Origin of the sequence: Cobetia sp. MMG027 (genome assembly GCF_027947415.1) — a bacterium.
GTDB classification, from domain to species: Bacteria; Pseudomonadota; Gammaproteobacteria; order Pseudomonadales; family Halomonadaceae; genus Cobetia; species Cobetia marina.
The window spans coordinates 218,513-245,503 of the sequence record NZ_JAQJIO010000007.1 but is presented as its reverse complement, the minus strand read 5'-3'; the positions used below and the strand labels follow the sequence as shown (position 1 = coordinate 245,503).

The following is a 26,991-nucleotide window of genomic DNA, read 5'->3' as shown; positions in this document are numbered from 1 at the left end:
CATGTCACATCCCGTGACTCAACCGGAGCCTTGACCATGATCAACCTGATCCTCGACATCCTCACCGGCCGCAGCCTGCTGGCCTTCGCCCTGCGCCTGATCGCCCTCGCTGGCCTGATCGCTGCCTGCCTGACCGTGGCCCACCCCCTGACGCTGCTGGTCATCGCCCTGGCGTCCGCCGGCAACGCCTATCTGTTCGCCAACATCACCCGCGTCATCCTGACCTTCTCCCGCAAGCGTGCCGACGAGAAAGCCCGCCAGAAGGCCGAGGAGGAGCGCCGCTTCGAGCAGGCCCGTGACATCACCCCGCGCGAGAACGCCGTCCAGCGCCGCGCCCTGGCCCAATTCTGAGGAGGCTGACCATGGGACCTTTCCTGATGATCTCGATCGCTGCTGCCTCAGCCCTGTTCGTGCTGATGATCAAGCTCAACATCCGCCGCGTGCTGGGCTATGACGCGGCCGTGGACTTCATCTCGACCACGATGTTGGTCGGCATGTTCAGCGGTACCATCACCGGCATGGCCGCTGCAGTGTTCGCCGGCTGCCTGCTATCGATCATGCTGCTGATCGCCAAGAAGCTGGTCGGCTACGAGCGTCTTGAACGCGATAGCATGCAGCTGCGTTGGCGCTACTACCCGCCGGCCTGGCGCCAGTAGCCGCCACCATCGTCTAACGGGGCTTCCCTTGAGGCCCTGTTGGTTTAACGTAATATCTGCATTAGCAGCATCGCAACACACATAAGAAACGGAGTCCCACGAATGACCGCCATGTTTAATATAAGCACTGCGAATATTGGCCAACGCCAGTGCCTGTCTCGCCTCGACACCGCCCTGCTGCCCTATGCCGCCCAGGGCCCGTATGCCAGTACCCACAACTGGCCCTACTACCTGATCCATGGCGAGAAGCAGACTGTCTCGGTCCGTCGCATCAAGAAGGAGGACGTAGGCGAAACCTTCGTGGTCTACGAGAACTTCGGCGACTACACGCAGAAGCAGCGCCAGCACCATTGCCCTGACGTCGAGCACCTGCACAACCTGCTCGACATCCTGATCTAGTCCCCCAGGCCCTTGCCCTCTGGCAGGGGCCTTTTACCGTATCCCCCAGGCCCCGCCTTCGGCGGGGCCAATGCGTGCCGGTCGTGAACCCATCCAGAGGATCACGACCATGATCATCACCCACACCGTCCTGTTCTGTGACTTCAATGGCGACATGCACGATCAGCGCTTCATCACCCGGCAGAAGGCCATCGACTTCGCCCTGGGCCTGATCGAGAACGGCCATGTAACGCCCGACATCTATGATCAGGCCGGTCGCAACGTGGCCATCCCGGACACAGCCGGCGCGCACCCGTTCTATTACCCCCCGCTGTCAGCATGACCCCAGGCCCCGCCTTCGGCGGGGCCATTGCGTGGCTGTCGTGAACCCATCTGAGGAGAACACGACATGCCACACGCCATCGATCATGGATCGGATTACCTGCACAGCCTGCCGGAGCCACAGGACCCGCTGGAGCTGCTGTTGCAGGCAGAGGAACAGGCGCTGGAGGACTGGGACGACAGCCGCGATCGTCCCGACTTCGCCCGCGTGGGTCGGACAGAGTACGTCCGGCAGCGCACAGCGTTCCTGCTGCGCTGATCGCGTCGGGATCAGCGACCGAGGGCCCCTGCGGGAGCCCTTTGTCGTGGCAGTCGAGGCCCTGACTTCGTCAGGGCCAGTGCGTGAGGCCCGTGTCACATCCCGTGACTCAACCGGAGCCTTACCCATGAGCCGATACAACCAGAACGACCTCCGCGACCAGATGGCCGACTACGAGGACACCGCCCCTTGGGAGGACACCCCAGTCGCTGCCACCACCACTTCTGCCACTTCCGAGGACACTGCCATGACCACCCAGACCACCGCCGCTGCCACCACCGACACTCTCGATGCGTTCTTCTCCCAGCTGGGTCAGTACCCGCGTCAGAACGTGCTCGAGCGCCTGATTCAGACGCTGATCAGCGAGTCGGCCCGCGCTGCGCACTTCGCCGATCGCATCGAGTTCGGCGACGATGCCATGCACGCCTGCGGCGAGCCGCTGGAGCTGGACGAGGCCGGTTTCGTGAAGTCGCCGGTCGATCTCGACATCCGCCCCGAGCCCGACACCGCTGGCGTCGAGCCGCGTCGTCTGTCCGAGAAGCAGTTCGAGCTGCTCAATTCCCTGCGTGACGACGAGGTCGCCGCCCTGGAGATGGTCAGCGAGCTGGCAGACGTCTTCCGCGCGATCTGCGGTGACGAGATCGCCTTCAGCACCCGCCGCACCGAGCAGGGGCGCTACGAGAAGATGACGAAAGCGCCGTCGGCCCTCAACCACGAGTATCAGCGCGCGCACGCGGCATGGCTGGGCAAGCTGGCGCGTGATCAGGATGCGCAGAACCGTGGCTTCAACGCCGCTGGCAGCGAGTCGCTGACTCAGCAGACGCGCCGCCGTCGCGCCAGCGTCATCGCCAACCTGTAACGGCCCACGGCCCCTCGCCATTGGCGGGGGGCCATTGTCGTGGCTGTCGAGATGCTAAGTCCTGGCACTGTGGGCTATCATTCACGATCTCTCGACACCAGACATTTCAATAATTAACTGATTTAAATTTGGCTCCACTGACCTTAGTAGTTCCAGCTCACTTTCATAACCTTCTTCATTATCAAGCGCACCGGTTACATTCACATCGTTGCGAATGATTTTAAGGCTCTCTTTTGTAGCTAGCAGCCTATTGACGAACAAAGAGTCTAGCATAGTAGAATTTACTACTAAAATTTCTTCGATCTGTTCTTGTAGTTGCCGAAAAATTTTCAAATCTGGATAGCAAGGAAAGTCCTCATTAAAGTCCATAGCCAACTCACCATACCTATACTCTTCAACAAGATACTCAAGCGCATATATAGCATCTGCCAAATTTTTCCGCAGCTTCATCAAACTATCTTTATTGGTATTCCATATCCGGTCTCGCTTTAGCCCCTTTTCATGCATAAAATACACACACACGGTTGTGAATCCTACCGCTACTAACAACCAATCCGTTAACTTTGCCTCCGAAAAAAACTTCAAATCACCCAAATAACTCAATAACAACCCGCATATAACTCCGAGAGTAAATTTCCACATAGCGGGCCTCAACTTAATAGAAAAAATCTGACTTTAGATATTTGATAAAGTCTTCATCTTGGAACAGCATAACTCCAGTCGTCTCAGCTACCTCATAAGCAGCACGGGTGTATGAAGAATTCGTCACAACAAATGCATGGCCAACATGGTAATGCTGCTTAGCTGTATATGCTTCTTGTACTGCTTTATTTCCAACAGGGGTGGAATAAAGCTTCAGCTGGACGACTGCAGAGTACCCAATTTTACGTATAACAAGGTCTGCACCATGGTCACCCGACGACTTCGTCAGCTCCACATCGAATGGTGTTTCTCGTTCAATACGTGCATGCATGTATGCTTCATATTCTAGACCTGTTCCTTTAAACTCTTCACATCTTGCATTAACATTCTCAACATCCATATCTTCATTATACTCGTGTGACACTGTTACACTTTGTGATAGGATCTTCTTCTCAAGTTTTTTACGGGATTTATTAATGACATAATCAATAAACCCATCACCACTTTCAACTTCAAACATTGGAAAGAGGTCATCTTCCAACAACTGAGCTGCTATTTTTTCCTCAACATCATAACGATGAAAGCTTAACATTGGATTTTTACTTTTCTTCATATAAACAATGATTTGCCTAATAGTTTTTTTCCTAGGATCAAACTTATCTGAACTAATAAACCCCCATAAATTATCGTTACTATTATCGCTAGAAACTCTTTCTTTCTCGAGTTTACCAACTACCTTATCAAATACTTTCTGTGCGCATCGATCTCCTAAACCAACGACGATACATCGAGATATAAAATACGAGAGCGCATGATCGTAACCGGTTATAGCGTATAAAGCACCACCTCGAAAATTGTTATCTATACGATAGTAAGATTTCCTAAACTCTCCCGTACCCACAACAACATCATTAAAAAAGTACGCGATTAGATTGTTACGCTGTGAGCCATAACCACCATACAATAAACTGTGCTGTAGATCCTTAAATTTAATAATTTTTTTATTTGACAATGCCAAATTAACAGAATTAATAAAATCTAACAAATATTTTGAGTGACCTCTAAAGAACTTCAATATACGAATTGCCAGCTCAACATTATCAGTGAAAGATTGATCACTTAATTGGATAGCAGCCTCTATCTTTTTGCCATCATCATTAAAGTTGATCTTCAAACCAACATGATTTATTGAAACCTTTCTGAGAAGATCGTAATCTGTTATTTTAATAGCCAAGAGATCACTTAGTAATAGATAACCTTGATCTACTTTATTTTTATATTCTTCATCGCCAAGATGTTTCTTTAGAAGAACTAGCTCTTCTTTGCTGTCCCCGTCCTCTACTATTATTTCATTGCTAGCAGCTTCTTTGACCATTCTAGAGTTGGCTTCACGGCGTGACTTTTCTTGTGCATCAACATATCCCTCTAAGCGCTCATCCCATATATCATGACCATAGCAGCGCGCCTCTTCCTTTATTTTTTTTACATAAGATATACTTTCTTCTAGAACAACTTCAGAATTATTACCACTAAAACACGTTAATTTTTGTTTTGCTTTCTTTGTGTTGTGCTCATATGCCTCTTCGACCATTTTTGAATTAGCCTTACGCCGGCGTTCTTCCACGGCGTCAACGTAACCTTCTAAACGTACATCCCATATGTCATGTCCATAGACACGGGCCTCTTCTTTTACCCTTCTAATAAATATTTTATTTTCATGAGCATCAAGAAGATTGCTATCAACTATACTGTCTTTCCTAATAAATTGTTCTTCATCTTGAATACAATCCATAGGCTTAGGCTCAGGCTCAGGCTCAGGCTCAGGCTCAGGCTTAGGCTTAGGCTTAGGCTTAGGCTTAGGCTTAGACTCAGCTTCAACGTTATCGAATATATTTTTTGAGCTGTTAATACTCCCACCGCATTTATAATTGTTTGCCTCTGCAATCATTCGAGAGTTCGCTTGGCGCCTATTCTTATCTTCAATATCCACATGCCCTTCAAGCCTTGCATCCCATGTATCATAACCATGGCATCGGGCCTCATTCTTAATTTTTGCCACATATTGGTCTTTGATTTTATTATCATTTTCTATTTTTTTACAATACTTCCATACAACTACACCAACAATGCCTATTACGAGGATGAAGACTTCCATGCCGATTTCCTGAGATCAATTTTCGATAAGCTTACCAAACACAGAGTGATATTTTCTCGGCTTGACTCCAAAATAAGCACTGCTTACCGTTACTGCGTAGCCTCAAGGAGAACCACCATGTACTCGCGTGAAAGTTACGTGAACCATCGCACGAGCCATCACGACTATTACATCCAGTTCGTGGGTCCCGAGGAAATGGACAAGGTCGAGGACGTGATCGGCCGCGAGCGCATCCTGTCGAGCACGGACTACCACTTCAACGACATTCCCGACGACGAGTGGGACTGTCTGGGCATCGCCCCGACCTACGAGGAGCGCGCCCCACTGGCCGGTGACAGCCCCTCGAACCGTGGCCGCCGCTGCACGTTCAAGGCCGCTGCCCGGCTGATCCGCATGACGCACGCCCCGATTCACCCCTGGGTGGTCGAAGCCCGCCTCCCCGGTGGGCAACGCACCCGGGCCACCTGCCTGGGCACCGTGGACGGGCTCCATCAGCGCCACGTCGTTGAACGCACCCCGCTCCATGACCAGGAGCCGGCACCGGAACGCCTGACATTTCTCGCTATGGCTTCTGTATAAGCACCGCTTACCAACAAGGCCCCTACCATGTTCCCGAATTCCCATACCGAGCAACTGCTGTCCCTGAGCACCTGCCATGTGCCCCAGGCCGAACTGTCCGTGCTCAATGATGCCATCCGGCACCGCGCCGCCAACGGCATCGTGCGCGATACCGCCACCCTGCTGATCGTCGATGAGCAGGTCCCCCACCTACCCCAGGACAAGGTCCCGTTCCTGATCGACCTGGCCCTGCTGGCGTCCCGCACCGGCCACACCTGGCTGAACTTGGATCGGGATGTCCCCCCGCTCCTGACCCTGCCCCAGTTCGACTGGGAGAACCCCCGCTCGCACGACAACGTCACCCTCGCCTATCTGGCCCTGGGCGCGTCACAGGCCAAGGAATTCTCCCAGGCGGTCGATGCCCTGGAAGAAGGCGAGCTGGGTTTCATTGGCCGTGTGACGGAATTCGCCCCGATCCTGGACATGGCCTGGCGAGTCCTCGACAAGACGGACGTCTCCTACGAAGGCGTGTTCGCCTACGACATCGCCGAGCCCGTCGGCCGCTGGCTGGTCAAGCAGTACCTGATCCGGGACGAGTTCCCGCGTCCCTTCCTGGTCTATCAGCACGCGCTATCGCTGATGGGTGTCAATGAACGCATGGCCGAGGGTTTTTGATATGCCATCCCTGCTCGCTACCACCAACGGGCTGCACGCCCGTGACCTGATCAACCGCCTCAAGTCCCTGGGGTGGACCAACATCGCGGTCACCTTCGAGGACGAGGTCACACCCCTGGAAGGCAACACCGTGGATACGCTGATCGACGAGCTGCTGGCCACCGACGAGCCCAGCAACCTGCTGGCGACCTCCCCCGGTGGGCACGAGGTCGGTGCCCTGCTGCTGATGTACGACGTCGATGAGAAGGACATCGTCATCGACATTGCCAGTGACAACGAGGAGGCGATGAACGCCTTCGAACGCATCGACGAGGCCCTGAAATGAACATGCACATCGGAAGCATAAGCCAGGGCACGCTGCGCCCGCAGGACCTGATCCCGACCTTCCTGACGGCACTTGCCGACTACGACAGCGCGGCCTACGAGCAGCTGACTGCCCAGCCTCACCCGCCGATCCCGGCCTATGTCCAGGACGAGGGTGACGACAGTGAGTGGTGGGATAGCGAGGAAGCCGCCTTCCTCCAGGAGGAGCTGATCAACGCCCTGGAGAACGCTGCTCCCGACGGTACCTACTTCGGCACCCATGAAGGTGACGGCGCCGACTTCGGGTTCTGGTCCCTGGGCCAATGGCGGGTGATCACCGAGGACGACCAAGTGCTGTCCACCCACGACACCCAGACCGAGGCCGAACACGCCCTGGCCGTTGCCCTCGATGATGAACACGACGCCTACCTGCAGGCACCGGGAGACTACTGATGAACCTCAAGGATCAGACCATTCAACAACTGCGTGACTCAGGCCATGTCGTCATCGTATGGACCCCGGACGAGATTGGAGACGCCGATGGTGGCGTGCTCGAAGAGGTCGCCATCGAGCGTGGCAACACCTACCTCGAAGACTTCGACGAGGAGGAGTGAACATCTGCCACCCGACCATGACGGTGTACCGCGCCCGCGTCCAGCAAGGGGCACGGGTCTTCACCCTCGAATTCCTGGCCGGCGATATCTGCCACGCAGAACTCAAACTGGACCACTACGGCTTTGACCCCGACAGCGTGCTGGAACTCGACGCTGCCCCTTCGCGCAACGCGCGTCCACTGCACCCCATCACCATTCTGTAGGAGCGACACCATGATCATTCTGGCAACCATCCCGCTGGCGCTGGCACAGATGTCCGACCTGGTGGAGTACCAGACCGAGGAGCACGCCATTCAGCGTGAGTTCTTTTATAAGCAGTGCGAATCGACCGGCAAGATTCACCTGGGCTACGGCAAGATCGAGGTCGTGGACGAGAGCGCGATCCGGCATATCCAGCGCCCGATCTTCGTCAATATCGGCACGACCTGGGTCACCAGCACCGGCCAGGAGGTGAAGATTCTGGAAACCCGGGCACCGGGCAACCACCCGATCATCGCCATGCAGCTCGGCGGCACCATCACCCGCCTGTTGCACTTCGGCATGGACGGTCGGGTCAGCACGGACCCGAGCCACCAGCTGGCCTACCCCGCGTCGCTGCGCAACGAGAAGCGCATGACCATCGCCAACCTGCAGGAGGTCAAGTCGATCTCATGAGCCATTTCACCGTGGAAGGACGCCGCTGGTTCGACGGCCAGAACACCTACCACAGCGTCCACGTCCAGATGTTCGGCGATGACGATTCGCCGCCGCAGCAGCTGACCGTGCCCTTCGCCTATGGCGGGAGCACCCAGTACGAGCTGACCGCCCTGCGCCACCTGCGCGACTTCGGGGCTCTGCCGCCGGCAGGCCCCAAGCACCTGCGCCCTGCGATCGAGGCCACCGGGGCCTCCCTCAGCAGCAGCGTCACCGACGTGGAACGTCGTCGGAACCTTCACTCCCTTGGCCAATAAGGAGCTGACCATGCCGGATTACACCTACCTCATCGATCGCAATGACTTCACAGGCTATGCCAAGAACGTCGCCCTGGAGGGCCAGGTGCTCTACCCCGGTGGGCAGTCCGTCGAGGACTACCTGGCCGCGAACCCGGGCACCGAAGCCATGACCGAGGAGGCGTTCGAAGCCTTCCAGCAAGAGTGGCAGGACGCGCATTACCTGAGCGACCCGGCGGCCGTCATCGACGAGCCGGCCTTTGACGAGGCGCTGGAGGTTCTGCCGCCCCTGCGCTACACCCGCGAGAACGGCATGGTCAGTTTCCTGATGTCCGAATTCACCACCGGCAGCATCACGACGATGTTCGCCAAGTGCGACGGCGTCTGCCTGTGCAAGGCGGTGGACGTCCGTCGCAAGGAAACGTGGATTTCGCCTGCCGATTTCGATAAGCACCGCTTACCAACCGAGGGGTTCTGCGAATGACTATCCAGATTCACGGCGTCTACCTGCGCGCCACTACCGACGACGTCGAGGAACTGCGGGGGCTGATTTCCGAGAACAGCGACCAGCAGCTGTTCAGCATGGAAGTCCGCCTGTGCGACCTGACCGACATCACCAGCCCGCCGAACGTGGCCCATCTCGTGGCGCGCAAGCTCGGCGCCGAAGACCTCGCCCAGTCGATCCAGGACGAGCTGGACGAACTGCTCTGCGACGACACCGACGACCTCTGGAACCTGATTCAGAAGACCATTCAGGACTGCGACCAGCTGGACTGCGTCACCACGGTCGATGGGCTGGTGCTGGCCGACTGGCGCCAGAAGACGCTCACCCATCTCACGCCCGAACACCCGATGGACGACAACGTCTTCGGCTCGGTGGCCAAGTACCTCGATGAACGGGCCCTGGGCAAGTACCACCTCTGCGTGACCTACATCGACACTCTGTCCGGGCCCTCGCTCAAGCACGACCTGGCGGCCCTGCGTCGCAAGTACCTTCTCACCTGGCACCAGACGCGCATCCCGGTCACCGACCGCCCCGCCGTCAGGCAGGACTTCGCCCTCTGGCTCGATGAACAGGTCCGCAGTGGGGAGTGCGAGGAGGCCCTGGCCGCCCAGGCCACCCTGGGGGAAGTCATCATCCCTCGCCCCTCCGTCGAGATGCGCTGCCGGCAGGCGGTCATCGCCCTGACAGCGGGATACCTCGGCGCGGCCCCCTACGACTTCCAGGCCATCCAGAAGCTCACCAACGACATCGAGGAACTGGAACTGACCTGCCGGCTCTACGCCGATGACCTGATCGGCTGGCTCAACAGCGTCTGTCGTCCGGTCGGCGCGGCCTACGCCACGCTGGTGACGGCCGACCCGCAACCGTTGCCCAGCCACAACGTCATCAACCAGCTGATCCGCGATCACATCAACACCGCCCTGGAGAGCGCTGATGATCATCACCAAGGCTGACCTGGAATTCGACCGCCACAAGGTCGAATCCGCCGTGGGCTACAACCGCCGCTGGGGCCAATCCCACGCCGGACTGTACTACGACGAGGAGCTGGCCGGCCCCGACGGCATGTCGGTCATGTTGTTCATCACCGACGACACGACCACCGAGCAGATACAGCAAGCCGAGCGCGCTGCCCGTGATGCGGGTGACGTGGTCCGAATCCAGTGCCTGAAATGCCCAGCCGAGTGGCTGACCGAGGAGAAGTGACATGAACGCCATGACAGAAACCAAGCGCGCCCAGCACCCGTTCGAGGCCATCACTGCCGAGGCATACCGCCACCGTATCGCCGGCAACAAGTCCAACCGCGACGACGCCCTCAAGGCGCTCAAGAAGCTGATCGAGGAGTTGGAGATGCACCACGGTGACCGCCTGCCCGGCGACCTCGAGCTGCACACGCTGGCCAACTTCTTCCTGCCTACGCTGGCCAAGACGCCCAAGGACCTCTGGGAATGGGTCGCCAAGGCCGCCGGCACCGATGACGTGCGCTATTACCTCAACTACGTGCATGTCAGCGAGAAGTGGATCGAGGCCACCGATGGCCACCGTCTGCACCGCATCCCGAATACCGAGGGCGTCGAGCCGGGGTACTACCAGCCGGCCACCCGCCAGAAGATGGAAGTCGATGGCAAGTTCCCCGACACCGATCGTGTCATTCCGGGGACCGCCGGAATGGAGGCCCGCGAGGACGTCCAGCTCGATCAATTCGAGCAGATGACCTTCCCCGACAACCGTCCCAAGTACCGCAACTATCTGAAGCTCGGACAGTCGGCCATGAACCAGCGTTACGCCGAGGAAGCCCTGCGTTTCCCGGCGCCGGTCGGTACCCCGTCCAAGGTGACCGCATACCTGCCGGACAATGCGTCGTCATCCGTCCGCTTCGATTTCGGTGATACCGGCGCCATCGCCATCGTGATGCCCGCCCGCGTCTGAGGAGCCCGTCATGATCAAGGACCACATCGAGTACCGCCTGCGGATCGAACAGGACCTGACGCCCATGAATCCCCGCACCGAGCACGATAATGCGGGGGTGCTGGCCCTTCGCCACAGCCGCTATGAACTGGGCGATGTCGGCGGCATGGAGCAGGTGACCCGGTTTTTGGAACCGCTGATGACGCAGTACATCCAGGAGGCCGATTTCCCCGGTGACCTGGACGATGACCAGGTCATCTGCCCCAAGTGCCGGGCCGATGACCGCGAGCCCAGCGACACCTGCAACCGCTGCGATCACAGCGGCTGGATCAGCAACCCGTTCGAGATCGAGATCGAGCAGACCTTCAACGGCCAGAACATCGTCGAGCTGCTTCAGCCCAACGACCTGGCGCATGTGGGTCGGATCATCGAGATGCTGGACGAAGGCGGCCTGCTCCCGGAAGGCACGATCTGCAAGCCGGTCTACCTCTACGACCATTCAGGGCTCACGGTCAGCCACTCGCCCTTCTCCTGCGGCTGGGACTCCGGCCAGGTCGGTTGGCACCTGTGGATGCCCGATGGCAGCGAGGAACTGCCCGACCCGGACGCCACGCTGAAGGCCGAGCTGGAAACCTACGACCAGTACCTGCGCGGGGAGGTCTACGGCTTCGTCCTGGAAGCACGCCCTGCCGTGGCCTTCGGCTTCGATGGCTCACCGCTCAAGCTGGCCGACGACGACCTCTGGTACGTGACGGAATCTTGCTGGGGGTTCTATGGCAGTGATCCCAAGACCAATGGCATAGCAGAACATGTCGATGGGGACCTGGCACCACTGCTCGACGAGCTTGAATGATCATATAAGCGATGCTTATTATCGTGGACCCCCACAAGGAGCGATATCGCCATGATTCTGGCAGGTCCCGAAATCCTCGAACTGATCAACAGCGGCGTCATCAAGGGCGCCGCCCCTGAATATATCAACGGCTCCAGTCTCGATGTGCGCATCGGTGACGAAGCCCTGATCGAGAACCTGAACCGCTCGGCCATCATCGACCTGAGCGCCAAGGAACAGCTGGACATGGAGCGCGTGAAGATACCGGACGCCGGGATGATGATTCATCCGGGGGAGTTCTTCATGGTCGCTACCCAGGAAGTCCTTGATCTGCCCGACGACCTGTCCTGCGAGTTCAAGCTGCGTTCCAGCGCCGGCCGTGCCGCCCTCAACCACGCCCTGTCCGGCTGGGCTGATCCCGGCTTCTACGGGACCCTCACCCTGGAGTTCCAGAACGTGTGCCAGTACCACCGTCTGCTGGTGCGCCCCGGCATGCGCCTTGGCCAGCTGGTCTTCCACCGTCACGCCTCGGCAGGCGAGTACAGCTACCGCAAACGTGGCCGCTACAACGGCCAACTCGCTGTCACTGCCAGCATGGGAGTTGCCTGATGCACATCTTTCTCGATTTTGAGAGCTACTACGCCAACAAGTACACCCTGACCGGCCTCACCTACCCGGAATACATCCTCGATGACCGCTGGCTCTGCCAGGGGGTCGGGATCGCCATCGATGACGGCGAGGTCGAGTATTACCCCGAGCATGAGGTCGAGGCCGCGATCGCCGACCTGCCGCTCGAGGAGGCCACCCTGGTCGGACAGAACCTGATGTTCGATGCCACCGTGCTGGCCCTGCGCTACAACCGCTATGCCAAGCACTACATCGATACCCAGTCACTCGGACGCGGCATGTGGCCGGGTCAGGACGTCAGCCTCGAAGCCATGTGCCAACGCGCCTGGCCCGATGACCCCGACATGCAGAAAGGCAAGGAGCTGGCCAACTTCAAGAATTGCCGGGAGCTGGACACCGAGCAGCAAGCGGTCATGGGCAACTACTGCAAGCAGGACGTCCGTCTGACCCGCGCCCTGTTCAACTATCTGCGGCCCAATATTCCCGACAGCGAGGTCGAGTTGGCCGAACTGACGCTGCGCATGTACATCCAGCCACGTTTCATCCTCGATCGCCCGCTGGTGGAAGGCTTCCTGGAAAAGGAGCTGTCCCACACCAAGCAGCTGATCAAGGACTCGGGACTGGCCAAGACCACGCTGTCCTCCAACCCCAAGTTCGCCGAGTGGATGCGCGAGAACGGTATCGAGGTGCCTCGCAAGATCAGCCCCAGCACCGGCAAGGAAACCGATGCCCTGGGTCAGAAGGACCCGGCATTCCTGGCCACCATGGCCGACCACCCGGAGTTCGCCCACGTCTGGAAGGCCCGTGCAGCGGTCAAGTCAACGCTGAACACGACCCGTGCCCAGCGTCTGCTCGATCTGGACGACCAGCTGGGACGCATCCCGGTGCCCTTGTCGTTTTACGGTGCGCACACTGGCCGCTGGTCCGGGACCCAGAAAGTGAACCTGCAGAACCTGCCCCGTGGCGGTGACCTGCGCAAGGCGCTGACGGCCCCGCCAGGCTACAAGGTCCATGTCGCGGATTCCTCGAACATCGAGGCCCGTGTCCTGGCGTATGTGGCCGGCGAAACCAGCCTGTTGGAGATGATCCGCCGCAAGGAGGACATCTATAACGACATGGCCACCAAGATTTACGGCTATCCCGTCGATCGCAAGGCCAAGGACGCCGACGGCAACAAGCTGCAGGAGGAGGAAGGCAACGTCGGCAAGACCGCTCGCCTCGGCCTCGGCTACGGCATGGGTGCGCCCAAGTTCCGTGCGACCCTGGCCTCCGGTCCCATGGGATCGCCCCCGATTCTGGTATCCCAGCACTTCGCCCAGACGGCCGTGGACACCTTCCGTGCCGACAGCCCCAACATCGTCAACTACTGGCGCCTGCTCACCCAGGCCGGTTACGACATGATGCTGCCGAAGACCGATTACTGGATCGGTCCGATCCGGGTCCGTTACGAACGCCTCGACATGCCCAATGGCATGGCGCTCAAGTACCCCAACCTGCGTGTCATCATCGACGAGCAGGACGGACGCGACCAACTGGTCTGCGATCGCCGCAACGGCAAGACACAGCGAATCTATGGCGGCATCCTGGCCGAGAATATCGTCCAAGCGCTGTCCCGCACCATCGTGGCTGACCAGATACGGGCCGCCGTGCGCGAATTCCCTGACAGCTACCTTGTCCTGGCTGTCCACGATGAAATCGTGATGATGATGCCGGACGACAATAGCGACGACCGTCAGGCCCGACTCGAAGACCTCATGCGAGTGCCACCGGACTGGGCCCCTGACCTGCCGCTCGACAGTGAAGGCGGCTGGGACACCTGTTACTCGAAGTGATTAACAGAATTTCCCTCAAAAAAAATTCTCAGCATCATCGGGCTGGCAAAATTTACCTTCAAGCCATTGAAATTTTTCACGCACTCTTATATTTTCTTGTCTTGAAACCATATCCTGAATCTTAACAAGTTGCGTAGCTTTATTTTGCTTATAAAACTCCTGCTTGCTACTCATAAGGAGATCAGTAGATACAATATATTTATACCCACCAAGGAGGGAGATACTTTCATAATCACCATCATCATTTACTGCTGCCTCCATCAGACTAAAAGTCTCATAACTTCTAAGCTTCATTATAGCTTCTTTCGAAATAATCAACCTAGGAAATATAGCTTTTTGTGATTCTAGTAGGTATGCCTCAGACATAGCTGGTCCAAATACCGGCCCCTGATCTTCATGGTAAACATCACCTATTACAATACCACCACGAACGAGTAATGAGTGCGCCTCCCAAAAATATATATTCATTTTTATCAAAGAGTCTAATACAATTTGCATGGCAGCCGCGTCATCAACAGAGCAAGAAATTACAAGACAATCAGAAAAAGAAGTGAATGCTATGGGGTGCGCACATAGAAACGCCTTGGAAAATTGCGCAAAATCTTCCTCAACTTGCTTAACTTCCTCTTTGGGAACTGAATCGTAGTTTATATTCCCCACGCTCCTTAATGCCATGTTTTCTGGCATCATATATGTAACAACATCATAAATTACATTTATTATAGACTCATCGACCTTACTCTTTTCAACTAAGCTCGAAAAGCCTAATATATCGACGAATACCACTAACTTTTGCTCGTACATAATCATCCTCAACTCATCCAATATTTGGCGTTTTCAGTATGCCAATTAACATGCCTTGAAAGACCATCAAGATCAGGAAAAATAGAAGCATAATTAATGCCGTAATGGTTTATCTCAAAAATTAGATCCTTGATACATTCAGGTTCGAATATAATCTTTTCTAATTTATCGTTCTTCCCCATGGATTCGTTCAAAGGTACACTAGGGGCTCCATGCATTGTAAAAAGGCCACCTTGCCTACTAATTCTAGGTGCTACGCCATTTGGTTTAAGAAGCGCTACTCCTTCGAAGCTACTAGGACTATGCGCTTTAGCATCTATATAACGATTAGGATAGTAAGCGTACATACATGCTTTATCACCGGATTTTGGCTTGTTGGCTATAGCAAAAAAGACCGCAACCAGAGGATTTAGACTCCAGTCTAATAATCTGGTAACTAACCCATGATGCTGGGCTATAGCCAACCAATCCCAATCATCGGTAGGTGAGCTATTAACATACTCAATTGCTCTACGCTTCCAAGCTTTGAACATGACTAAATCGTCAGATTTATTATACGGTGCTCGTCCTGCTCTAGGCTTGAGCTCCCATAATTCACTTTCATGCCCTCTAAAAACCCATTTATTGCTAGTTCGATACTGGCTAAGAACTGAGTGGAGATCGTTAAAACCCTTAACAGAATGTGTAACCAACTTTATATCCTCGCAATATCAATTAGCATCAACTAATCATAATACATTATGGTAGCCCCGTCCACAATCAAACATCAGACAAGAAAAACCTCAATGACTCATATTCAAAAACACAATAATCAACATACAATCAAAATCTTATCTATCCACTAGAAAAATTCGAGCAAAATACAACAACTAGACAGTAGCACGAAAATCATAGTAATTAAGTACTAAGTATAGTAGGTCGCATGCACGCCTAGTGTTTGTAAACACACTAAAAAAATGATTTTCAATGCAAACCAATTATTGCGCCCAGGTAATAAATCCTTGAAGTGTAGGTATTATCCAACTTCCGATATTATCCCTCTAATGAAAGCATTTAAATTTTTCACCCAGCTCAACCGTGCTCGCGCCGCCCTGGATCGCACGCTCAATTCGCCCGGCAGTAACAGCGAGGAAGCGGCCGAAGCCCTCGACAAGCTGATCGAAGTAGCTCAAGAAAGGAGCCTGCCCCATGTCCGAGTATGAACTGCCCGTTTCCATCGATCTGGAAACCCTGTCAGTCCGACAGGACGCCCGTATCACCACGATTGGTGCCGCCGCCCGCGTGAACGGCGAGCTGGAAACCTTCGTCTGCTACCTCGACGTCAAGACCTCCCAACGGGACCGCCACATCGATCCGAACACGCTGACCTGGTGGCGCAAGCAAGGTGAGCTGTTTGATCAGATGATGGCCCGTTGCGCGGACGGTGTATCGATGCGCGATGGCCTGCTGGCATTCCAGTCCTGGTACATCCAGCTGGGCGACAAGGATGCCCGCCTCACGCCCTGGGGCAACGGGTCCAGCTTCGATGTCGCCATGCTCGAGCACGCCTTCCGGTCCCACGGCATGCAACCGCCCTGGGCATTCTGGATGGCGCGTGACTTGCGCACCCTCAAGGCACTGGCCGAGGACCTGGGCGTATACACCAAGGTCGAGCGCGAAGGCACGCACCACGACGCCCGTGATGACGCCATTCACCAGCTCCGTATGATCGAGACTCTGAAAGAACAGCTGAAAGCGGCTAGACCACAACAATAAGCACTGCTTATACTCAAGCGTCACACGTCAGATTTATCAGGGGCTCTATGGATCACGACCTCGACGACGAGAAGGCGCAGGAGATCGCGGAGGCCATGATTGATCATGGCCTTCGTGCTGCACGGCAAGCCTCTCAGCTACCACCGGCCACAGGTCGGTGTTTCGACTGCCAGGAAGCACTCGACGACCCCGAGACACGCTTCTGCGACACAGACTGCCGCGATGACTGGCAAAAGCGCCAACATGCCAGCCATTTCAGGAGGGGATGATGGACCAGTTCCCAGCCACATTCGTCAATGCCCAGGTCCACCTGGGGAAAACCTACACCCTCGAGGGGCGGCAGAACCCGCCCCATGCCAAGAACCTCACCTCGATCGAGTACCCGCTGACGGCGGACTTCGAGGGACTGGACACCCTGGCCAAGCTGATCGCCCGCCACTCCGGTGGCGGCGATGCGTTCTTCACCGGGCACTTCCCGACGCCACTGGCCAACGAATCCCGTGCCGGTCGCAGCGACCCGAAGTTCCGCCCGCAGATTCTGGTCATCGACATCGATGACATGCCCCTGGGCAACATGGATCTGCCGCGCCCACTGGGCAAGCAAGCGCTGACCGCCGCTGCCAACCGCGCCCGTGATTATTTGCCGGACTCTCTACGCAATACGGCCTGCGTCGCGCACGCCAGTTCCTCCTTCGGCATGAAGCCCAAGACGGCCAGCCTGCACCTGTTCTTCCTGCTCGACGCCCCCGTGGTACCCGGCAAGCTGAAGGCGTGGCTGACCGAGGCCAACTTCGCGCACCCGGACCTGGATGCGCAGATCGAGCTGAATCCGTCCGGTCAGTCGCTGCACTTCACCCTGGACCGCTGCACGGCGGACAACAGCCGGCTGATCTATATCGCCACGCCGTTGTTCCTCGGCGAATTGATCCAGGACCCGTTCACCTCTCCCCAGGAGCGCGTGGCCCTGATCCCCGGCGAAACCCCGGTGGCCAACGTCTCCAAGGAAATCAATGCGGTTGTCCCCCAGACCGCTGACAACCTGATCAAGCAGAAGGTCAAGGAGCTACGCGCCCTGGCCCAGCTGCCCAGCCGCGTCGGCAAGACCAAGGTCATCGAGACGCGCAAGGGTCACTACCATGAACTGCTGACCAACCCGGATACGGTCAGCATCGAGATTGCCTACGAGAACGACCCATTCGTCTACGCGAACCTCAACGGCGGTGACTCCAACGCCTATTACTGGCCGAAGGACAACCCGAAGTACATCTACAACTTCAAGGACGAGCCTGTCGTCGAGATGGTCAAGGTGGCCCCGGACTTCTACCGGGATTACATGGCCTCGATCTCGGATGAAGTCGTCGATGAAACTGTCTCACCGCTGGTCTTCCGCGACCGGGATGCCGATACCTACTCGACGGTCCTCTACAACACCGAGGACAGCACCCTGGTGCATCACGCCTATGCCAGCCGTGTGGCACTTCGGGACTTCATGCTCCAGTACGGCGCCGACCTTCCTGACCCGATCGAGTCCTGGCAGGTCAGCTTCGACCCGAAGTCCACCACGGGCCAGATCGACTCAACGAACAAGCACTTCAACCTGTTCCGCCCCTCGCCGTACATGATGCGCAAGCCGGAAATCAGCGAGGAGTTCCAGGGCGTCCAGTACGGCTATGCCGCCGGCTACCTCAACCAGGTCGCGCCCAACATCCACAAGCTGATCGACCACGTCGTGGGTCACGGCCAAGCGGAGTATGAGCACTTCATCAACTGGCTCGCCTTCGCCTTCGTGTACCGCGAGAAGACGTCCGTCGCCTGGATGTTCCACGGGGTCGAGGGCACCGGCAAAGGCTTGCTGTTCCACCAGATCATCAAGCCGCTGTTCACCGAGCGCTACAGCTCCCTGAAGAAGATTTTTGACCTGGAAGACAACTATGACGGCTGGCGCGAGCAGATGCTGCTGGTCGTCATCGATGAATTCCGCATGGCCGATGCCAAGGAAGGGAGCCGGATGTACGAGAAGCTGAAGAACATGATCTCGGAAACCAGCGGCTCGGTGCGCCACATGCGTTCCAACCAGAAGAACGTCGAGCTGTTCGAGAACATGATCTTCTTCTCCAACACCCGCGACGCGCTGAAGATCAGTGCCACCGACCGCCGTTTCTGTGTCGCCCCGGCCCAGAACACGCCGATCAATGCACTGTACGACACGGCCAAGTTGATCTTTGCCATTACCCAGGAATTGCCGCAGTTCGCGGACTTCCTCACCACCTTCAAGATCGACAAGGCATTCGCCCGTATTCCGCTCCAGACCGAAGCCAAGGCGGCGATGCGTAACGCCTCGAATACCTGGGTCGATGACTACGTCGATGCACTGCGCGGTGGCGACTTCGAGTGGCTGATCAACAACGTCCTGGATGTTCGCCCGACGCAACCGGATGACGCGGTACGTCTCAGCCAGGCGAGCGAGGTGTTGGCGCGGCTGGCGATCGACATCCTCGAGGCGGGTGAGTCTCGGGATTTTCTCAACCTCGACGACGCGCTGATTCTCTACAACGCCCTGGCGGGCGACGTCACTCGAAAACTGAGTTTTTCCAAGATGATGGCCCGTTACGGCCTCAACTTCGAACGTCGTCGCATCGCAGGCCAACGGATTCGTGTCGCCCCCGTCGCATGGGAAATCAACGAGGACGTCGATCTCATGGCCTTGATCCGTGACAACGGCACCCCGGCCCAGCAGAAGTCGCTCTCTTCCATCCAGACCCACTAGGAGCCACCCCATGAACCTCTTCGGTAATGGGCGCCCCGACGGCGCCACCACGCCTGAAAAGCAACCGGCCGCGACGCCCAAGGGGCCGAGCGTCACCAACCACAGTCTATTCGCCGGCAAGCGCCCGGACGCCACTGCCCTGGCCGAGGATGCCCTGTCACTGGCCGATGCCCCGCGCGGCCCGGTACCGGCCTGGTCGTTCTCGGTCCTCAAGAAGTTCGAGGAATGCCCCTACCGCGTCTACCTCAGCAAGGTGGACAAGATCGCCGAGCCGTCCAGCGAAGCCGCCGATCGCGGTAACCGGATTCACGACGAGGCCGAGCACTTCATCCGTGGCGAGCTGGACACCGACAAGGTGCCCAAGAACCTCGAGAAGCTGGGCTTCGAGTATCGCACGCTGCGCGAAGCCTTCGACGAGTCCCCGGAGCAGTTCGAGCTGGAACAGAACTGGGGCTTCACCGCCACCTGGGGGCAGACGGGCTTCTTCGACAAGGACGTCTGGTGCCGCATGAAGCTGGACGTGTTCCGTCGCTGGGGGACCTCGGCCCACATCATCGATCACAAGACCGGCAAGAAATTCGGCAACGAGCTGAAGCACTCCGATCAGGGGCTCCAGTACGCGGTCGGTGCGTTCAAGCGCTACCCGGAGCTTGAGTTCATCAAGGTCGATTTCTACTACACCGACCAGGGCCAGAAGCTCGAGAAGTCCTTCACCCGTGAGCAGGCGATGGTCTTCCTCCCGCGTATCGAGAAGCGGGCCTTCGCGCTCACTAACGCCACAGCCGAGCAGCTGTCCCGTCCGAAGCCGTCGAAGAACAACTGCAAGTTCTGCCCGCACGCCGAGACTGGCGCCTGCCAATGGAGGGTCGCCGAATGATCACAGCCCGGTTCCTGCAGATGGTGCAACGGGACCGCCCCTTCACCGTGGCGCAGTGGGCCGAGGCCATGAACCTCGACCGCTACAAGTTCTGCCCGCCGCGCGTCTTTGCCCGCCTCTCGGGCACTCCCCTCCACCTGATAGAGAAAGGAACCACTCATGAATCTAAGCAAGCCCCTGGTCGCCATCGCCCTCACAGGCGCGATGCTGGCCGCAATCCATAACGCGATCGGCTACTTGCTGATTGCCCTGATGATCATGGCCGCTGCCCTCGGGCTGTTGTGGCTCGTGACTCCCAGGAGACGTGAATGACGTTCTTGCTCTTGCTCCAGAAAATCGCGTTCACCGCGACCACCGTCGTGCGCACCGTGATGGCCACCCTGCAAATGATCCAGTTGCTGGTCGTCGTCGTGGCAGCGCTTCTCAGTGCCAACCGTAATCGCAAGGCGTATGCCTCATAGGAGACTCCATGGAGCTGTTTGATCATCAGGAACACACCGCTGTCTTTCTGACGAACACTCCCCGCGCCTGGGTCCAGAGCGACCCGGGAACGGGCAAGACGATCAGTACGCTGGAAGCCTTCCGCCGCTGGCGCCGTGACGGTGGCCAGGGCTGCATGCTGGTCCTCGCTCCGCTCTCGATCCTCAAGCCTTCTTGGGGCGATGACATCGCCAAGTGGCTGGGTGACGAGTTCACCTACTCGATCGCCTACGCCAAGAACCGCCTGGAAGCGTTCCTCTCCGGCGCCGACATCATCATCACCAACCACGATGCGGTGAAGTGGGCCACCAAGAAGGAGAACGCCCGATTCATGCATGAAGCATTCCCCGATGACCAGGAACACTGGCTGGTCATCGATGAGGCCACGGCGTTCAAGAACGCTACTAGTCAGCGGTCCAAGGCCATGCTGACCCTTCGCACCTATTTCGACCGTCGCATCGCCATGTCCGGTACCCCAACGGCCAAGGACGTGCTCGACATCTTCCATCCGACGCTGATCATCGATGACGGCGAGCACCTGGGGAACAAGTTCTTCCAGTTCCGCAACCAGGTCACCGACCCCATCCAGGTCGGCCCAGACCCGAAGATGGTCAAGTGGGTCGCCAAGGACGGTGCCGAGGAACACGTCGCGCAGGCACTGGCCGATATCTGCATCCGCTACCGCTTCGAAGACTGCCTGGACATCCCGGCCAACCAGACCCTCACCTACCACGTCGATCTCTCCCCGAAGCAGCGGGCCCTGTACCTGCAGATGCTTGAAACCAATGTGGTTGAGAACGACGACGGCGAGCGAGTGACAGCGGTCAATGCCGGTGTCCGCGTGCGCAAGCTGCTCCAGCTCCTGACGGGTGCGGTCTACAACGGCGACGGTGATGTGACCACCTTCCACCAGGACCGTTATGACCTGGTCATGCAGCTGGTCCAGGAACGCGAACACAGCCTGGTCGCCTTCAACTGGAAGCATGAGGTCGAGGCACTGACCAAGCTGGCCGACAAGCTGAAGATTACCTACGGCGTGATCGATGGGTCGGTGAAGAACGAGGACCGCATCAAGGTGGTCGAGGACTTCCAGGCCGGTCGCCTTCAGGTGGTCTTTGCTCACCCGCAGTCCGCCGGCCACGGGCTGACCCTGACCAAGGGCACGGCCACGATCTGGTGCTCCCCGACCTACAACGCCGAGCACTACCAACAGTTCAACCGCCGCATCTATCGCGCCGGCCAGACCAAGGCCACGCAGACCATCCACATCGCTGCCCGTGACACCGCCGAGGAACAGGTCTACGAGCAGCTGGAGGGCAAGCTGACCCGGATGGATGACCTGCTCGCCCTCTTCCAGCAACGGACGGCGGCATGAAGCATGTCGTGTTCACGCATCACGCGCGGGCACGGTGGGCCGCTCGCTTCGATGACCTCGACGGCATCGAGGACGAATGGCACCAGGCACGACCCGCGTCTCGCAGAGTGCGCCAGCTCCTCGGCCACCGCGCATTCCCGCACATCCGCAACAACAAGCATGCAGGGGCCAAGCCCGGCTTCTACATCACACGGCGCTGCGTCTTCCCTGTCGTGCGCCTCTCCAACGGTAAAACGGTCGTGATGACCGTCTACAACAGAGACTTCTGACATGAGCGAACTCAACGACCTGATCACTCGTTTCAGCGAAGCCAAGGCCGAGCTGAAAGATGCCAACGACCGCGCCAAGGTGCTCAAGAAGCTGCACGACGAGCTGGAATCACAGCTGCTCGAGTACCTGAAGGAAAACGAGCTGGATCGTGTGTCTGCGGCGGGCCATACGGCCAGCTACAGCACCGAGACGGTCGCCAGCGTGGACGACTGGGAAGCGTTCTTCGGCTACGTGAAGCAGCACGATGCGTTCTACCTGCTCCAGAAACGCATCGCCAGCGCCGCCTACCGCGAGGTGCTGCAGGTAGACGGTGTGGTGCCGCCGGGCACCTCTCCGATGGAGCGAGACAAATTGTCATTCCGTAAGGTGTGACAATTCAATAAGCATTGCTTATATTTGGGGTTGTGCGTCACAACCTCAGAATCAATCGAACCAATAGGACCGATATCATGGCTAACGATCTCATCGTCAACAATGACTCCAAGAAACTGCCGTCTCACGTTGCCAACGCAACCGGCGCGGGTAACGAGAACGTCAGTTCTGCTGACATGGCCATCCCGGCCATCAAGCTGCTCCAGGACCTCTCCCCAGAAATCAAGAAGGACAAGGCGGAATACGTGCCTGGTGCAGAGCCTGGCAAGATTCTGGTCACCCTGGGCAGCGCGCTGCACGACGAGCTGATCCTGATCAACCTCTACTACGATCACGAATACGCGCTGTTCCGTAAGCGCAAGTTCGGTGGGGGTTTCCATGGTGCCTATCCGACCGCCGATGCCGCAATGGCCAAGGCCAAGGAAGAAGGCGGTGGCAGCACCGAGATGTTCGAGGTGGTGGAGACGGGTCGCCACACCGTCCTGATCGTCAACCCGGAAACCGGCGAGCTGCGCCCGGCCATCCTCAACATGAACTCTACCAAGCTCAAGATCAGCCGCCGCTGGAACACTGATCTCAATGAGTTGGGCGGTGACCGCTTCTCCAGTGTCTGGAAGTTGAGCGTCACTTCTCAGTCCAACTCCAAGGGCGACTTCTACAACTACAAGGTCGAGAACCTGGGCTGGGCGTCCGAGGACCTGTACGAGCACGCCAAGCAGTTCTACACCCAGATCAAGGCGTCCTTCGAAGAAGAAGCGGAGAAGTCGCGCGAAGCAGCATAAGCAGTGCTTACTGACCTTCAAGATAAGACCGGCTCCGGCCGGTCTTCTTGTACCCCCACCTTGAGAACGGATGACCAAGACAATGCCTGTGACACAACGAGTGGTGTACGTCGCCTCCGACGGCACCTCACACGAAACGGAGCAGGAAGCCCGGGATCACGAACTACGGCTGGACCTGGCGCCTCGAATTGACGATTTTTTACGCAGGAATGCTGTAGGATCAACCGTGCGTAGGAACAAGGTCGCTGACCTCGTTCTCGATTTTTCGTTAGAATTGCTATCGCCCCCCGTGCCGCTACCCTCCTACAGGGAGGAAAGCGACGATGAATGAGCACGGTTTTGTGCGAAAGGTACATCGGGCGCTGAAGGAAGAACGCAGGCTCACCCGCATCTGGAAGATCAATGACAACTTCCAAGGTGGGGTACCTGACGCCTTCTATTGCGCTAAAAATCAACTGTGGGTTGAATATAAATATATTAGTTGCATCCCTAAGCGGGAGAGCACAGTTGTTATCCCCGATGTATCAGAATTGCAGTACGAATGGTTGGAAGGCTTACAGAAATCTGGGATAGATGCGTGGGTCATTGTTGGTCACCCGAAGGGGGTTCTGGTCATTACTGATCTGGACGAATGCCGACAGGGTTATACGACGAAAGCGCTAGTCGAAAAATCCATTTCGTTTGCCGATTTCATACAGTCGTTACTGTATATTTGCACAAGGCCATGAGCGTTTGGGGGGTATGTAGTAGCCCCTAACTCCGTTGGAGCTGAATCACTATGACTGCCCCGAACCGCCGGATCACAGAACGCGACCGTGAAGTCGCGCAGCGAATAAAAGCCGTGTGGGACGCTAACAAGAAGAACCTGGGTCTAAGCCAGCACCAAGCTGCTGCTCGTTTGGAGATGTCACAACCCGCCCTCTCGCAGTATCTGTCTGGAAAAGTTGCTACCAACACCGACTTCATCATTCGTTTCGCCAGTCTGATGGGTGTCGAACCGCGTGAGCTGGACCCGAAAATCCTTGTCAGTGAAGCCTACCCACGGATGACGCTCGTCACACGATCTGTCATGTCTAAGGGAGGAATGATGAGCAACGCCACCAAAGGGGAAATAGTGGATGTCACCGCTGATGCCGCTATACCCGCCGAGAACCTGACGGTGATCGTGGTTGATTGCGACCACTACCAGCCTCGCTATTTCCTGGGCGAACGACTGCTGCTTCAACATGTTGATCCCAAGGAACTGAAGGAAGGTGAAGAGGTTCTTGTCTACCGGGACGATACAAACGAGCTGTTCCGTGTCGGCAGTAAGATCAGCTACATCATCCAGCTCGATGACGCCCTTAAACCGGGTCACGTTATAAGCAGTGCGGATACTCGGGAGGACATCGACTTTTATAGAGTGGTATCACGCCTATGAAAGACCTTGTTGCACTTGCCAAGAACCGCAAGTCAGGCGACAAGCTGACTCATGCGCAGCTGAGGGCATTGGCCGAGAAACATGGGCTCAAGTTCGCCACAGTACGTTCCCGGTATGTGCGCGGGCACAGGGGCGACAAGCTGGTCGCCCCCATCCGCCCATCCTTCCAGGCCCGGTGCAAGGCCCACGGTATCGCGCCCAAGACTGCCTATTACCGCATGAGTCAGCTAGGCATGACGGAAGAAGAAGCCCTGACAACCCCTCTGCGCGGGGGGTTGGTCCGTCAGGCAGTCGCCAACGGCTTGAGCCCCGATACGTTTTACCGCCGCCGCAAGCTCGGCTACCCCATCAAGCGCTGTTTGGACCCACGCCCCATTACCTACTCTGAGTCCAAGCGCTTGCGGAAATTAATAAGCACTGCTTATAATAATCACACCAGTAACCAGTAGGAGCTACCATGAAAACCGAATTCGCCCTGCTCGCCCTGTATGAAACCGTCACGCTCCCGCTGCCCAAGGTCGCGGAAGATATCCTGGGCATCGCCCTGTCCACTGCCCGGAACCAGATTTCCCAGGGCACCTTCCCGATCAAGGTTACCCGCATCAATGGCAAGCCGATGGTTCACATTACCGATGTTGCGGAGTACATCGACAAACAGCGTGCGGAAGCCGCCGCCTGACCACTTGCCGGCGGGCCTAGTGCCAAGGTCATTCATGCAGTGTCCTTTGCGCTAGGCCCGCTCTGAGGCAAGCGGCAAGGAGGTGATCCTATCTAGCCAAGGACCAGACGCTGTGAAGCGATGACTGGTACCAGCGCCCCGGACAACCGGGGCGTATTTGTTTGCCCTATTCCCCCTCTCCAGCCGGTGGGCGGTCCTTCTTTGCCAGCTGCTCACGCTCACGATTGACCAGATCTTCCGGGCGCAGATTCGTATAGCGTTTCAAACTTCCCCAGTCCCGATGACCTGACACCATTGCGACTTCCTGAATCTGATATCCCTGTTCAAACAGACGGCTAATCCCCTCATGGCGCAGGTCATGGAAACGCAGGTCCTTGATCTCCAACCGCTCACAGATACGGGTAAATCCACCGCCGATCTGCGTCTTTGTGTAGGGGAAAATCCGCTTGTCTACACGCGGCTGTCGCTGAATGATTTCCAGGCTTCGGCCCATTAACGGGACGCGCTGGTGGTTGCCCGACTTCATGGTGGGGTGTTTGCGATCGCGGATCACGATAATCCCCGACTCTGCGTCCAGGTCATCCCAACGGATCGACAGAATCTCGCCCTGGCGCATGGCGGACTCCACGGCGAAATCCACTACATCATGCAACGGTGACGTCAGCATGTGGCGGGTGTGGTACGCCGCCGTGATGATCGCGTCCAGCTCCCTGGGCGATGCACGACGCTCACGGCTCTGCGGCTTGCCGGACAAGCCTGACCGCCCGACCTGCTTGCGCCACTTCTTCATCTCCACCACATACGACGACGGCAGGTCCAGTGTCATGGTCGCCGTGGACAGTGCGCTGGACAGTGCCATCAAGGTGCGCTGGTTGGTCGCGGGGGCAACGCCATCGTGCTTGACCCGGTATTCACAGAACTTGACCAGGGCGTTGTAGTCCAGCTCGCCGATCGGCATATCGGAGCCGAAATACTCGTTCATGATCTTTGCGTCGGTCAGGTTCCGGTAGTCCCGGCGGTGCGACTGATGCTTCAGATGCTCGACGTGGGACTTCCATATCTCACCCAGCGTGATGCTCTGTAGACGCGCGTCTTCATCCATTTTTCCCGAGGCCATGTCATCCTCGATTTTTCGCGCCCACTCCTGGGCCATGCCCTTCGTGCGGAACGTTTTGCTCTGCACGGGAAACCCTTGTTTTCTAACGATTGCTCTCCAGCTGCTCCCCCGCTTTTGGTATGTTGCCACGCTGCCTCCTTGGTACAGTACCAAGCCGAAAAATGGCTCGATTCTGGGTTAAGAAACACTGTTTGAGAGTACCAAAATGTGTACCATCCCCT

Annotated in this window: 40 protein-coding genes; 35 read left to right on the top strand and 5 right to left on the bottom strand. The window is 57.2% G+C overall.

The genetic code is table 11. The features are described from left to right. Positions 1-36 precede the first annotated feature (36 nt). The 6 genes from PJK54_RS11830 to PJK54_RS11805 all read left to right on the top strand — a co-directional run bounded on the left by PJK54_RS11830 (position 37) and on the right by PJK54_RS11805 (position 2,494). Positions 37-351, top strand: coding sequence for a hypothetical protein (locus PJK54_RS11830; protein WP_271302934.1), 315 nt, complete (start codon positions 37-39; stop codon positions 349-351). A gap of 11 nt (positions 352-362) precedes the next feature. After that, positions 363-656 carry a hypothetical protein gene (locus PJK54_RS11825; RefSeq protein ID WP_271302933.1) on the top strand — a complete coding sequence of 98 codons (294 nt, stop codon included), beginning with the start codon at positions 363-365 and terminating at the stop codon, positions 654-656. Between the two features lie 111 nt (positions 657-767). Then, positions 768-1,055 carry a hypothetical protein gene (locus tag PJK54_RS11820; protein WP_271302932.1) on the top strand — a complete coding sequence of 96 codons (288 nt, stop codon included), beginning with the start codon at positions 768-770 and terminating at the stop codon, positions 1,053-1,055. Positions 1,056-1,164: 109 nt separating this feature from the next. Continuing rightward, positions 1,165-1,377 (top strand): hypothetical protein, encoded by a 213-nt coding sequence (locus PJK54_RS11815; RefSeq protein ID WP_271302931.1) that lies wholly within the window; start codon positions 1,165-1,167, stop codon positions 1,375-1,377. Positions 1,378-1,443: 66 nt separating this feature from the next. Beyond that, the gene (locus PJK54_RS11810; RefSeq protein ID WP_271302930.1) at positions 1,444-1,635 is read left to right on the top strand and encodes a hypothetical protein; all 192 of its coding nucleotides are present in this window, start codon (positions 1,444-1,446) and stop codon (positions 1,633-1,635) included. A 127-nt stretch (positions 1,636-1,762) separates the two neighbouring features. Then, complete coding sequence (locus PJK54_RS11805) at positions 1,763-2,494, top strand: hypothetical protein (RefSeq protein ID WP_271302929.1); 732 nt, start codon at positions 1,763-1,765, stop codon at positions 2,492-2,494. An 81-nt stretch (positions 2,495-2,575) separates the two neighbouring features. Here PJK54_RS11805 and PJK54_RS11800 read toward each other — a convergent pair whose 3' ends face one another. Next, entirely contained in the window at positions 2,576-3,136 is a 561-nt protein-coding gene (locus PJK54_RS11800) for a hypothetical protein (RefSeq protein ID WP_271302928.1), read from the bottom strand. Between the two features lie 13 nt (positions 3,137-3,149). Further along, positions 3,150-5,291 (bottom strand): restriction endonuclease, encoded by a 2,142-nt coding sequence (locus tag PJK54_RS11795; protein ID WP_271302927.1) that lies wholly within the window; start codon positions 5,289-5,291, stop codon positions 3,150-3,152. Between the two features lie 117 nt (positions 5,292-5,408). On the opposite strand from PJK54_RS11795, the gene PJK54_RS11790 reads away from it, so the two are divergent. Genes PJK54_RS11790 through PJK54_RS11720 form a run of 15 tightly spaced genes read left to right on the top strand, consistent with a single transcriptional unit; the run spans position 5,409 to position 14,072 of the window. Next, positions 5,409-5,870, top strand: coding sequence for a hypothetical protein (locus PJK54_RS11790; RefSeq protein ID WP_271302926.1), 462 nt, complete (start codon positions 5,409-5,411; stop codon positions 5,868-5,870). Positions 5,871-5,897: 27 nt separating this feature from the next. Beyond that, a complete protein-coding gene (locus PJK54_RS11785) occupies positions 5,898-6,524 on the top strand; it encodes a DUF5983 family protein (RefSeq protein WP_271302925.1) in 627 nt (208 codons plus the stop codon). A 1-nt stretch (position 6,525) separates the two neighbouring features. Then, positions 6,526-6,849 carry a hypothetical protein gene (locus PJK54_RS11780; protein WP_271302924.1) on the top strand — a complete coding sequence of 108 codons (324 nt, stop codon included), beginning with the start codon at positions 6,526-6,528 and terminating at the stop codon, positions 6,847-6,849. Between the two features lie 2 nt (positions 6,850-6,851). Next, positions 6,852-7,280: a hypothetical protein gene (locus tag PJK54_RS11775; protein WP_271302923.1), complete on the top strand. Its 429-nt coding sequence runs from the start codon at positions 6,852-6,854 to the stop codon at positions 7,278-7,280. After that, the gene (locus PJK54_RS11770) at positions 7,280-7,441 is read left to right on the top strand and encodes a hypothetical protein (RefSeq protein WP_271302922.1); all 162 of its coding nucleotides are present in this window, start codon (positions 7,280-7,282) and stop codon (positions 7,439-7,441) included. The genes PJK54_RS11775 and PJK54_RS11770 overlap by 1 nt, the downstream gene beginning before the upstream one ends. After that, positions 7,438-7,644: a hypothetical protein gene (locus PJK54_RS11765; RefSeq protein WP_271302921.1), complete on the top strand. Its 207-nt coding sequence runs from the start codon at positions 7,438-7,440 to the stop codon at positions 7,642-7,644. Before PJK54_RS11770 ends, PJK54_RS11765 begins: the two co-directional genes overlap by 4 nt. 10 nt (positions 7,645-7,654) lie before the next feature. Further along, a complete protein-coding gene (locus PJK54_RS11760; RefSeq protein WP_271302920.1) occupies positions 7,655-8,095 on the top strand; it encodes a hypothetical protein in 441 nt (146 codons plus the stop codon). Further along, a complete protein-coding gene (locus tag PJK54_RS11755) occupies positions 8,092-8,391 on the top strand; it encodes a hypothetical protein (protein ID WP_271302919.1) in 300 nt (99 codons plus the stop codon). Before PJK54_RS11760 ends, PJK54_RS11755 begins: the two co-directional genes overlap by 4 nt. Before the next feature lie 10 nt (positions 8,392-8,401). Beyond that, positions 8,402-8,854 (top strand): hypothetical protein, encoded by a 453-nt coding sequence (locus PJK54_RS11750; RefSeq protein ID WP_271302918.1) that lies wholly within the window; start codon positions 8,402-8,404, stop codon positions 8,852-8,854. Then, positions 8,851-9,828 (top strand): hypothetical protein, encoded by a 978-nt coding sequence (locus PJK54_RS11745; RefSeq protein ID WP_271302917.1) that lies wholly within the window; start codon positions 8,851-8,853, stop codon positions 9,826-9,828. Before PJK54_RS11750 ends, PJK54_RS11745 begins: the two co-directional genes overlap by 4 nt. Beyond that, on the top strand, positions 9,809-10,078 hold the full coding sequence (locus PJK54_RS11740) for a hypothetical protein (protein ID WP_271302916.1): 270 nt from the start codon (positions 9,809-9,811) through the stop codon (positions 10,076-10,078). The genes PJK54_RS11745 and PJK54_RS11740 overlap by 20 nt, the downstream gene beginning before the upstream one ends. A gap of 1 nt (position 10,079) precedes the next feature. Next, positions 10,080-10,802: a hypothetical protein gene (locus PJK54_RS11735; protein WP_271302915.1), complete on the top strand. Its 723-nt coding sequence runs from the start codon at positions 10,080-10,082 to the stop codon at positions 10,800-10,802. Positions 10,803-10,812: 10 nt separating this feature from the next. After that, the gene (locus PJK54_RS11730; RefSeq protein ID WP_271302914.1) at positions 10,813-11,634 is read left to right on the top strand and encodes a hypothetical protein; all 822 of its coding nucleotides are present in this window, start codon (positions 10,813-10,815) and stop codon (positions 11,632-11,634) included. A gap of 51 nt (positions 11,635-11,685) precedes the next feature. Continuing rightward, positions 11,686-12,222, top strand: coding sequence for a dCTP deaminase (gene dcd / locus PJK54_RS11725; protein WP_271302913.1), 537 nt, complete (start codon positions 11,686-11,688; stop codon positions 12,220-12,222). Further along, the gene (locus PJK54_RS11720) at positions 12,222-14,072 is read left to right on the top strand and encodes a DNA polymerase (protein WP_271302912.1); all 1,851 of its coding nucleotides are present in this window, start codon (positions 12,222-12,224) and stop codon (positions 14,070-14,072) included. The genes dcd and PJK54_RS11720 overlap by 1 nt, the downstream gene beginning before the upstream one ends. A 15-nt stretch (positions 14,073-14,087) precedes the next feature. On the opposite strand, the gene PJK54_RS11715 is transcribed toward PJK54_RS11720, so the two are convergent. Together PJK54_RS11715 and PJK54_RS11710 are read right to left on the bottom strand one after the other, a co-directional pair. Next, entirely contained in the window at positions 14,088-14,882 is a 795-nt protein-coding gene (locus PJK54_RS11715) for a hypothetical protein (RefSeq protein WP_271302911.1), read from the bottom strand. A gap of 2 nt (positions 14,883-14,884) precedes the next feature. Beyond that, the gene (locus PJK54_RS11710; RefSeq protein ID WP_271302910.1) at positions 14,885-15,568 is read right to left on the bottom strand and encodes an FRG domain-containing protein; all 684 of its coding nucleotides are present in this window, start codon (positions 15,566-15,568) and stop codon (positions 14,885-14,887) included. Between the two features lie 351 nt (positions 15,569-15,919). Between PJK54_RS11710 and PJK54_RS11705 the strand changes: the two genes are divergently transcribed. The 14 genes from PJK54_RS11705 (at position 15,920) to PJK54_RS11640 (ending at position 25,653) form a co-directional block, all read left to right on the top strand. Further along, positions 15,920-16,078 carry a hypothetical protein gene (locus PJK54_RS11705; protein ID WP_271302909.1) on the top strand — a complete coding sequence of 53 codons (159 nt, stop codon included), beginning with the start codon at positions 15,920-15,922 and terminating at the stop codon, positions 16,076-16,078. Further along, a complete protein-coding gene (locus tag PJK54_RS11700) occupies positions 16,065-16,631 on the top strand; it encodes a 3'-5' exonuclease (RefSeq protein WP_271302908.1) in 567 nt (188 codons plus the stop codon). Before PJK54_RS11705 ends, PJK54_RS11700 begins: the two co-directional genes overlap by 14 nt. 268 nt (positions 16,632-16,899) lie before the next feature. After that, on the top strand, positions 16,900-19,398 hold the full coding sequence (locus PJK54_RS11695) for a primase-helicase family protein (protein ID WP_271302907.1): 2,499 nt from the start codon (positions 16,900-16,902) through the stop codon (positions 19,396-19,398). 10 nt (positions 19,399-19,408) lie between these two features. Beyond that, a complete protein-coding gene (locus tag PJK54_RS11690; RefSeq protein ID WP_271302906.1) occupies positions 19,409-20,275 on the top strand; it encodes a PD-(D/E)XK nuclease family protein in 867 nt (288 codons plus the stop codon). 159 nt (positions 20,276-20,434) lie between these two features. Then, positions 20,435-20,587: a hypothetical protein gene (locus PJK54_RS11685; protein ID WP_271302905.1), complete on the top strand. Its 153-nt coding sequence runs from the start codon at positions 20,435-20,437 to the stop codon at positions 20,585-20,587. After that, positions 20,584-20,736 (top strand): hypothetical protein, encoded by a 153-nt coding sequence (locus PJK54_RS11680; protein WP_271302904.1) that lies wholly within the window; start codon positions 20,584-20,586, stop codon positions 20,734-20,736. Before PJK54_RS11685 ends, PJK54_RS11680 begins: the two co-directional genes overlap by 4 nt. Positions 20,737-20,744: 8 nt before the next feature. Beyond that, positions 20,745-22,130, top strand: a complete 1,386-nt coding sequence (locus PJK54_RS11675) for an SNF2-related protein (protein ID WP_271302903.1) — start codon at positions 20,745-20,747, stop codon at positions 22,128-22,130. Further along, the gene (locus tag PJK54_RS11670) at positions 22,127-22,399 is read left to right on the top strand and encodes a hypothetical protein (protein WP_271302902.1); all 273 of its coding nucleotides are present in this window, start codon (positions 22,127-22,129) and stop codon (positions 22,397-22,399) included. The genes PJK54_RS11675 and PJK54_RS11670 overlap by 4 nt, the downstream gene beginning before the upstream one ends. A 1-nt stretch (position 22,400) precedes the next feature. Next, complete coding sequence (locus PJK54_RS11665; protein WP_271302901.1) at positions 22,401-22,772, top strand: gp33 family protein; 372 nt, start codon at positions 22,401-22,403, stop codon at positions 22,770-22,772. A gap of 77 nt (positions 22,773-22,849) precedes the next feature. Next, entirely contained in the window at positions 22,850-23,554 is a 705-nt protein-coding gene (locus PJK54_RS11660; protein WP_141391752.1) for a hypothetical protein, read from the top strand. A 323-nt stretch (positions 23,555-23,877) separates the two neighbouring features. Beyond that, positions 23,878-24,282, top strand: coding sequence for a hypothetical protein (locus PJK54_RS11655; protein ID WP_271302900.1), 405 nt, complete (start codon positions 23,878-23,880; stop codon positions 24,280-24,282). 50 nt (positions 24,283-24,332) lie between these two features. After that, complete coding sequence (locus tag PJK54_RS11650) at positions 24,333-24,974, top strand: helix-turn-helix domain-containing protein (protein ID WP_271302899.1); 642 nt, start codon at positions 24,333-24,335, stop codon at positions 24,972-24,974. Beyond that, on the top strand, positions 24,971-25,423 hold the full coding sequence (locus tag PJK54_RS11645) for a hypothetical protein (protein WP_271302898.1): 453 nt from the start codon (positions 24,971-24,973) through the stop codon (positions 25,421-25,423). Before PJK54_RS11650 ends, PJK54_RS11645 begins: the two co-directional genes overlap by 4 nt. 8 nt (positions 25,424-25,431) lie before the next feature. After that, a complete protein-coding gene (locus PJK54_RS11640; RefSeq protein ID WP_271302897.1) occupies positions 25,432-25,653 on the top strand; it encodes a pyocin activator PrtN family protein in 222 nt (73 codons plus the stop codon). 166 nt (positions 25,654-25,819) lie between these two features. Here the strand turns inward: PJK54_RS11640 and PJK54_RS11635 are convergent, their stop codons facing one another. Beyond that, positions 25,820-26,899 carry a site-specific integrase gene (locus PJK54_RS11635; protein ID WP_271302896.1) on the bottom strand — a complete coding sequence of 360 codons (1,080 nt, stop codon included), beginning with the start codon at positions 26,897-26,899 and terminating at the stop codon, positions 25,820-25,822. Positions 26,900-26,991 lie beyond the last annotated feature (92 nt).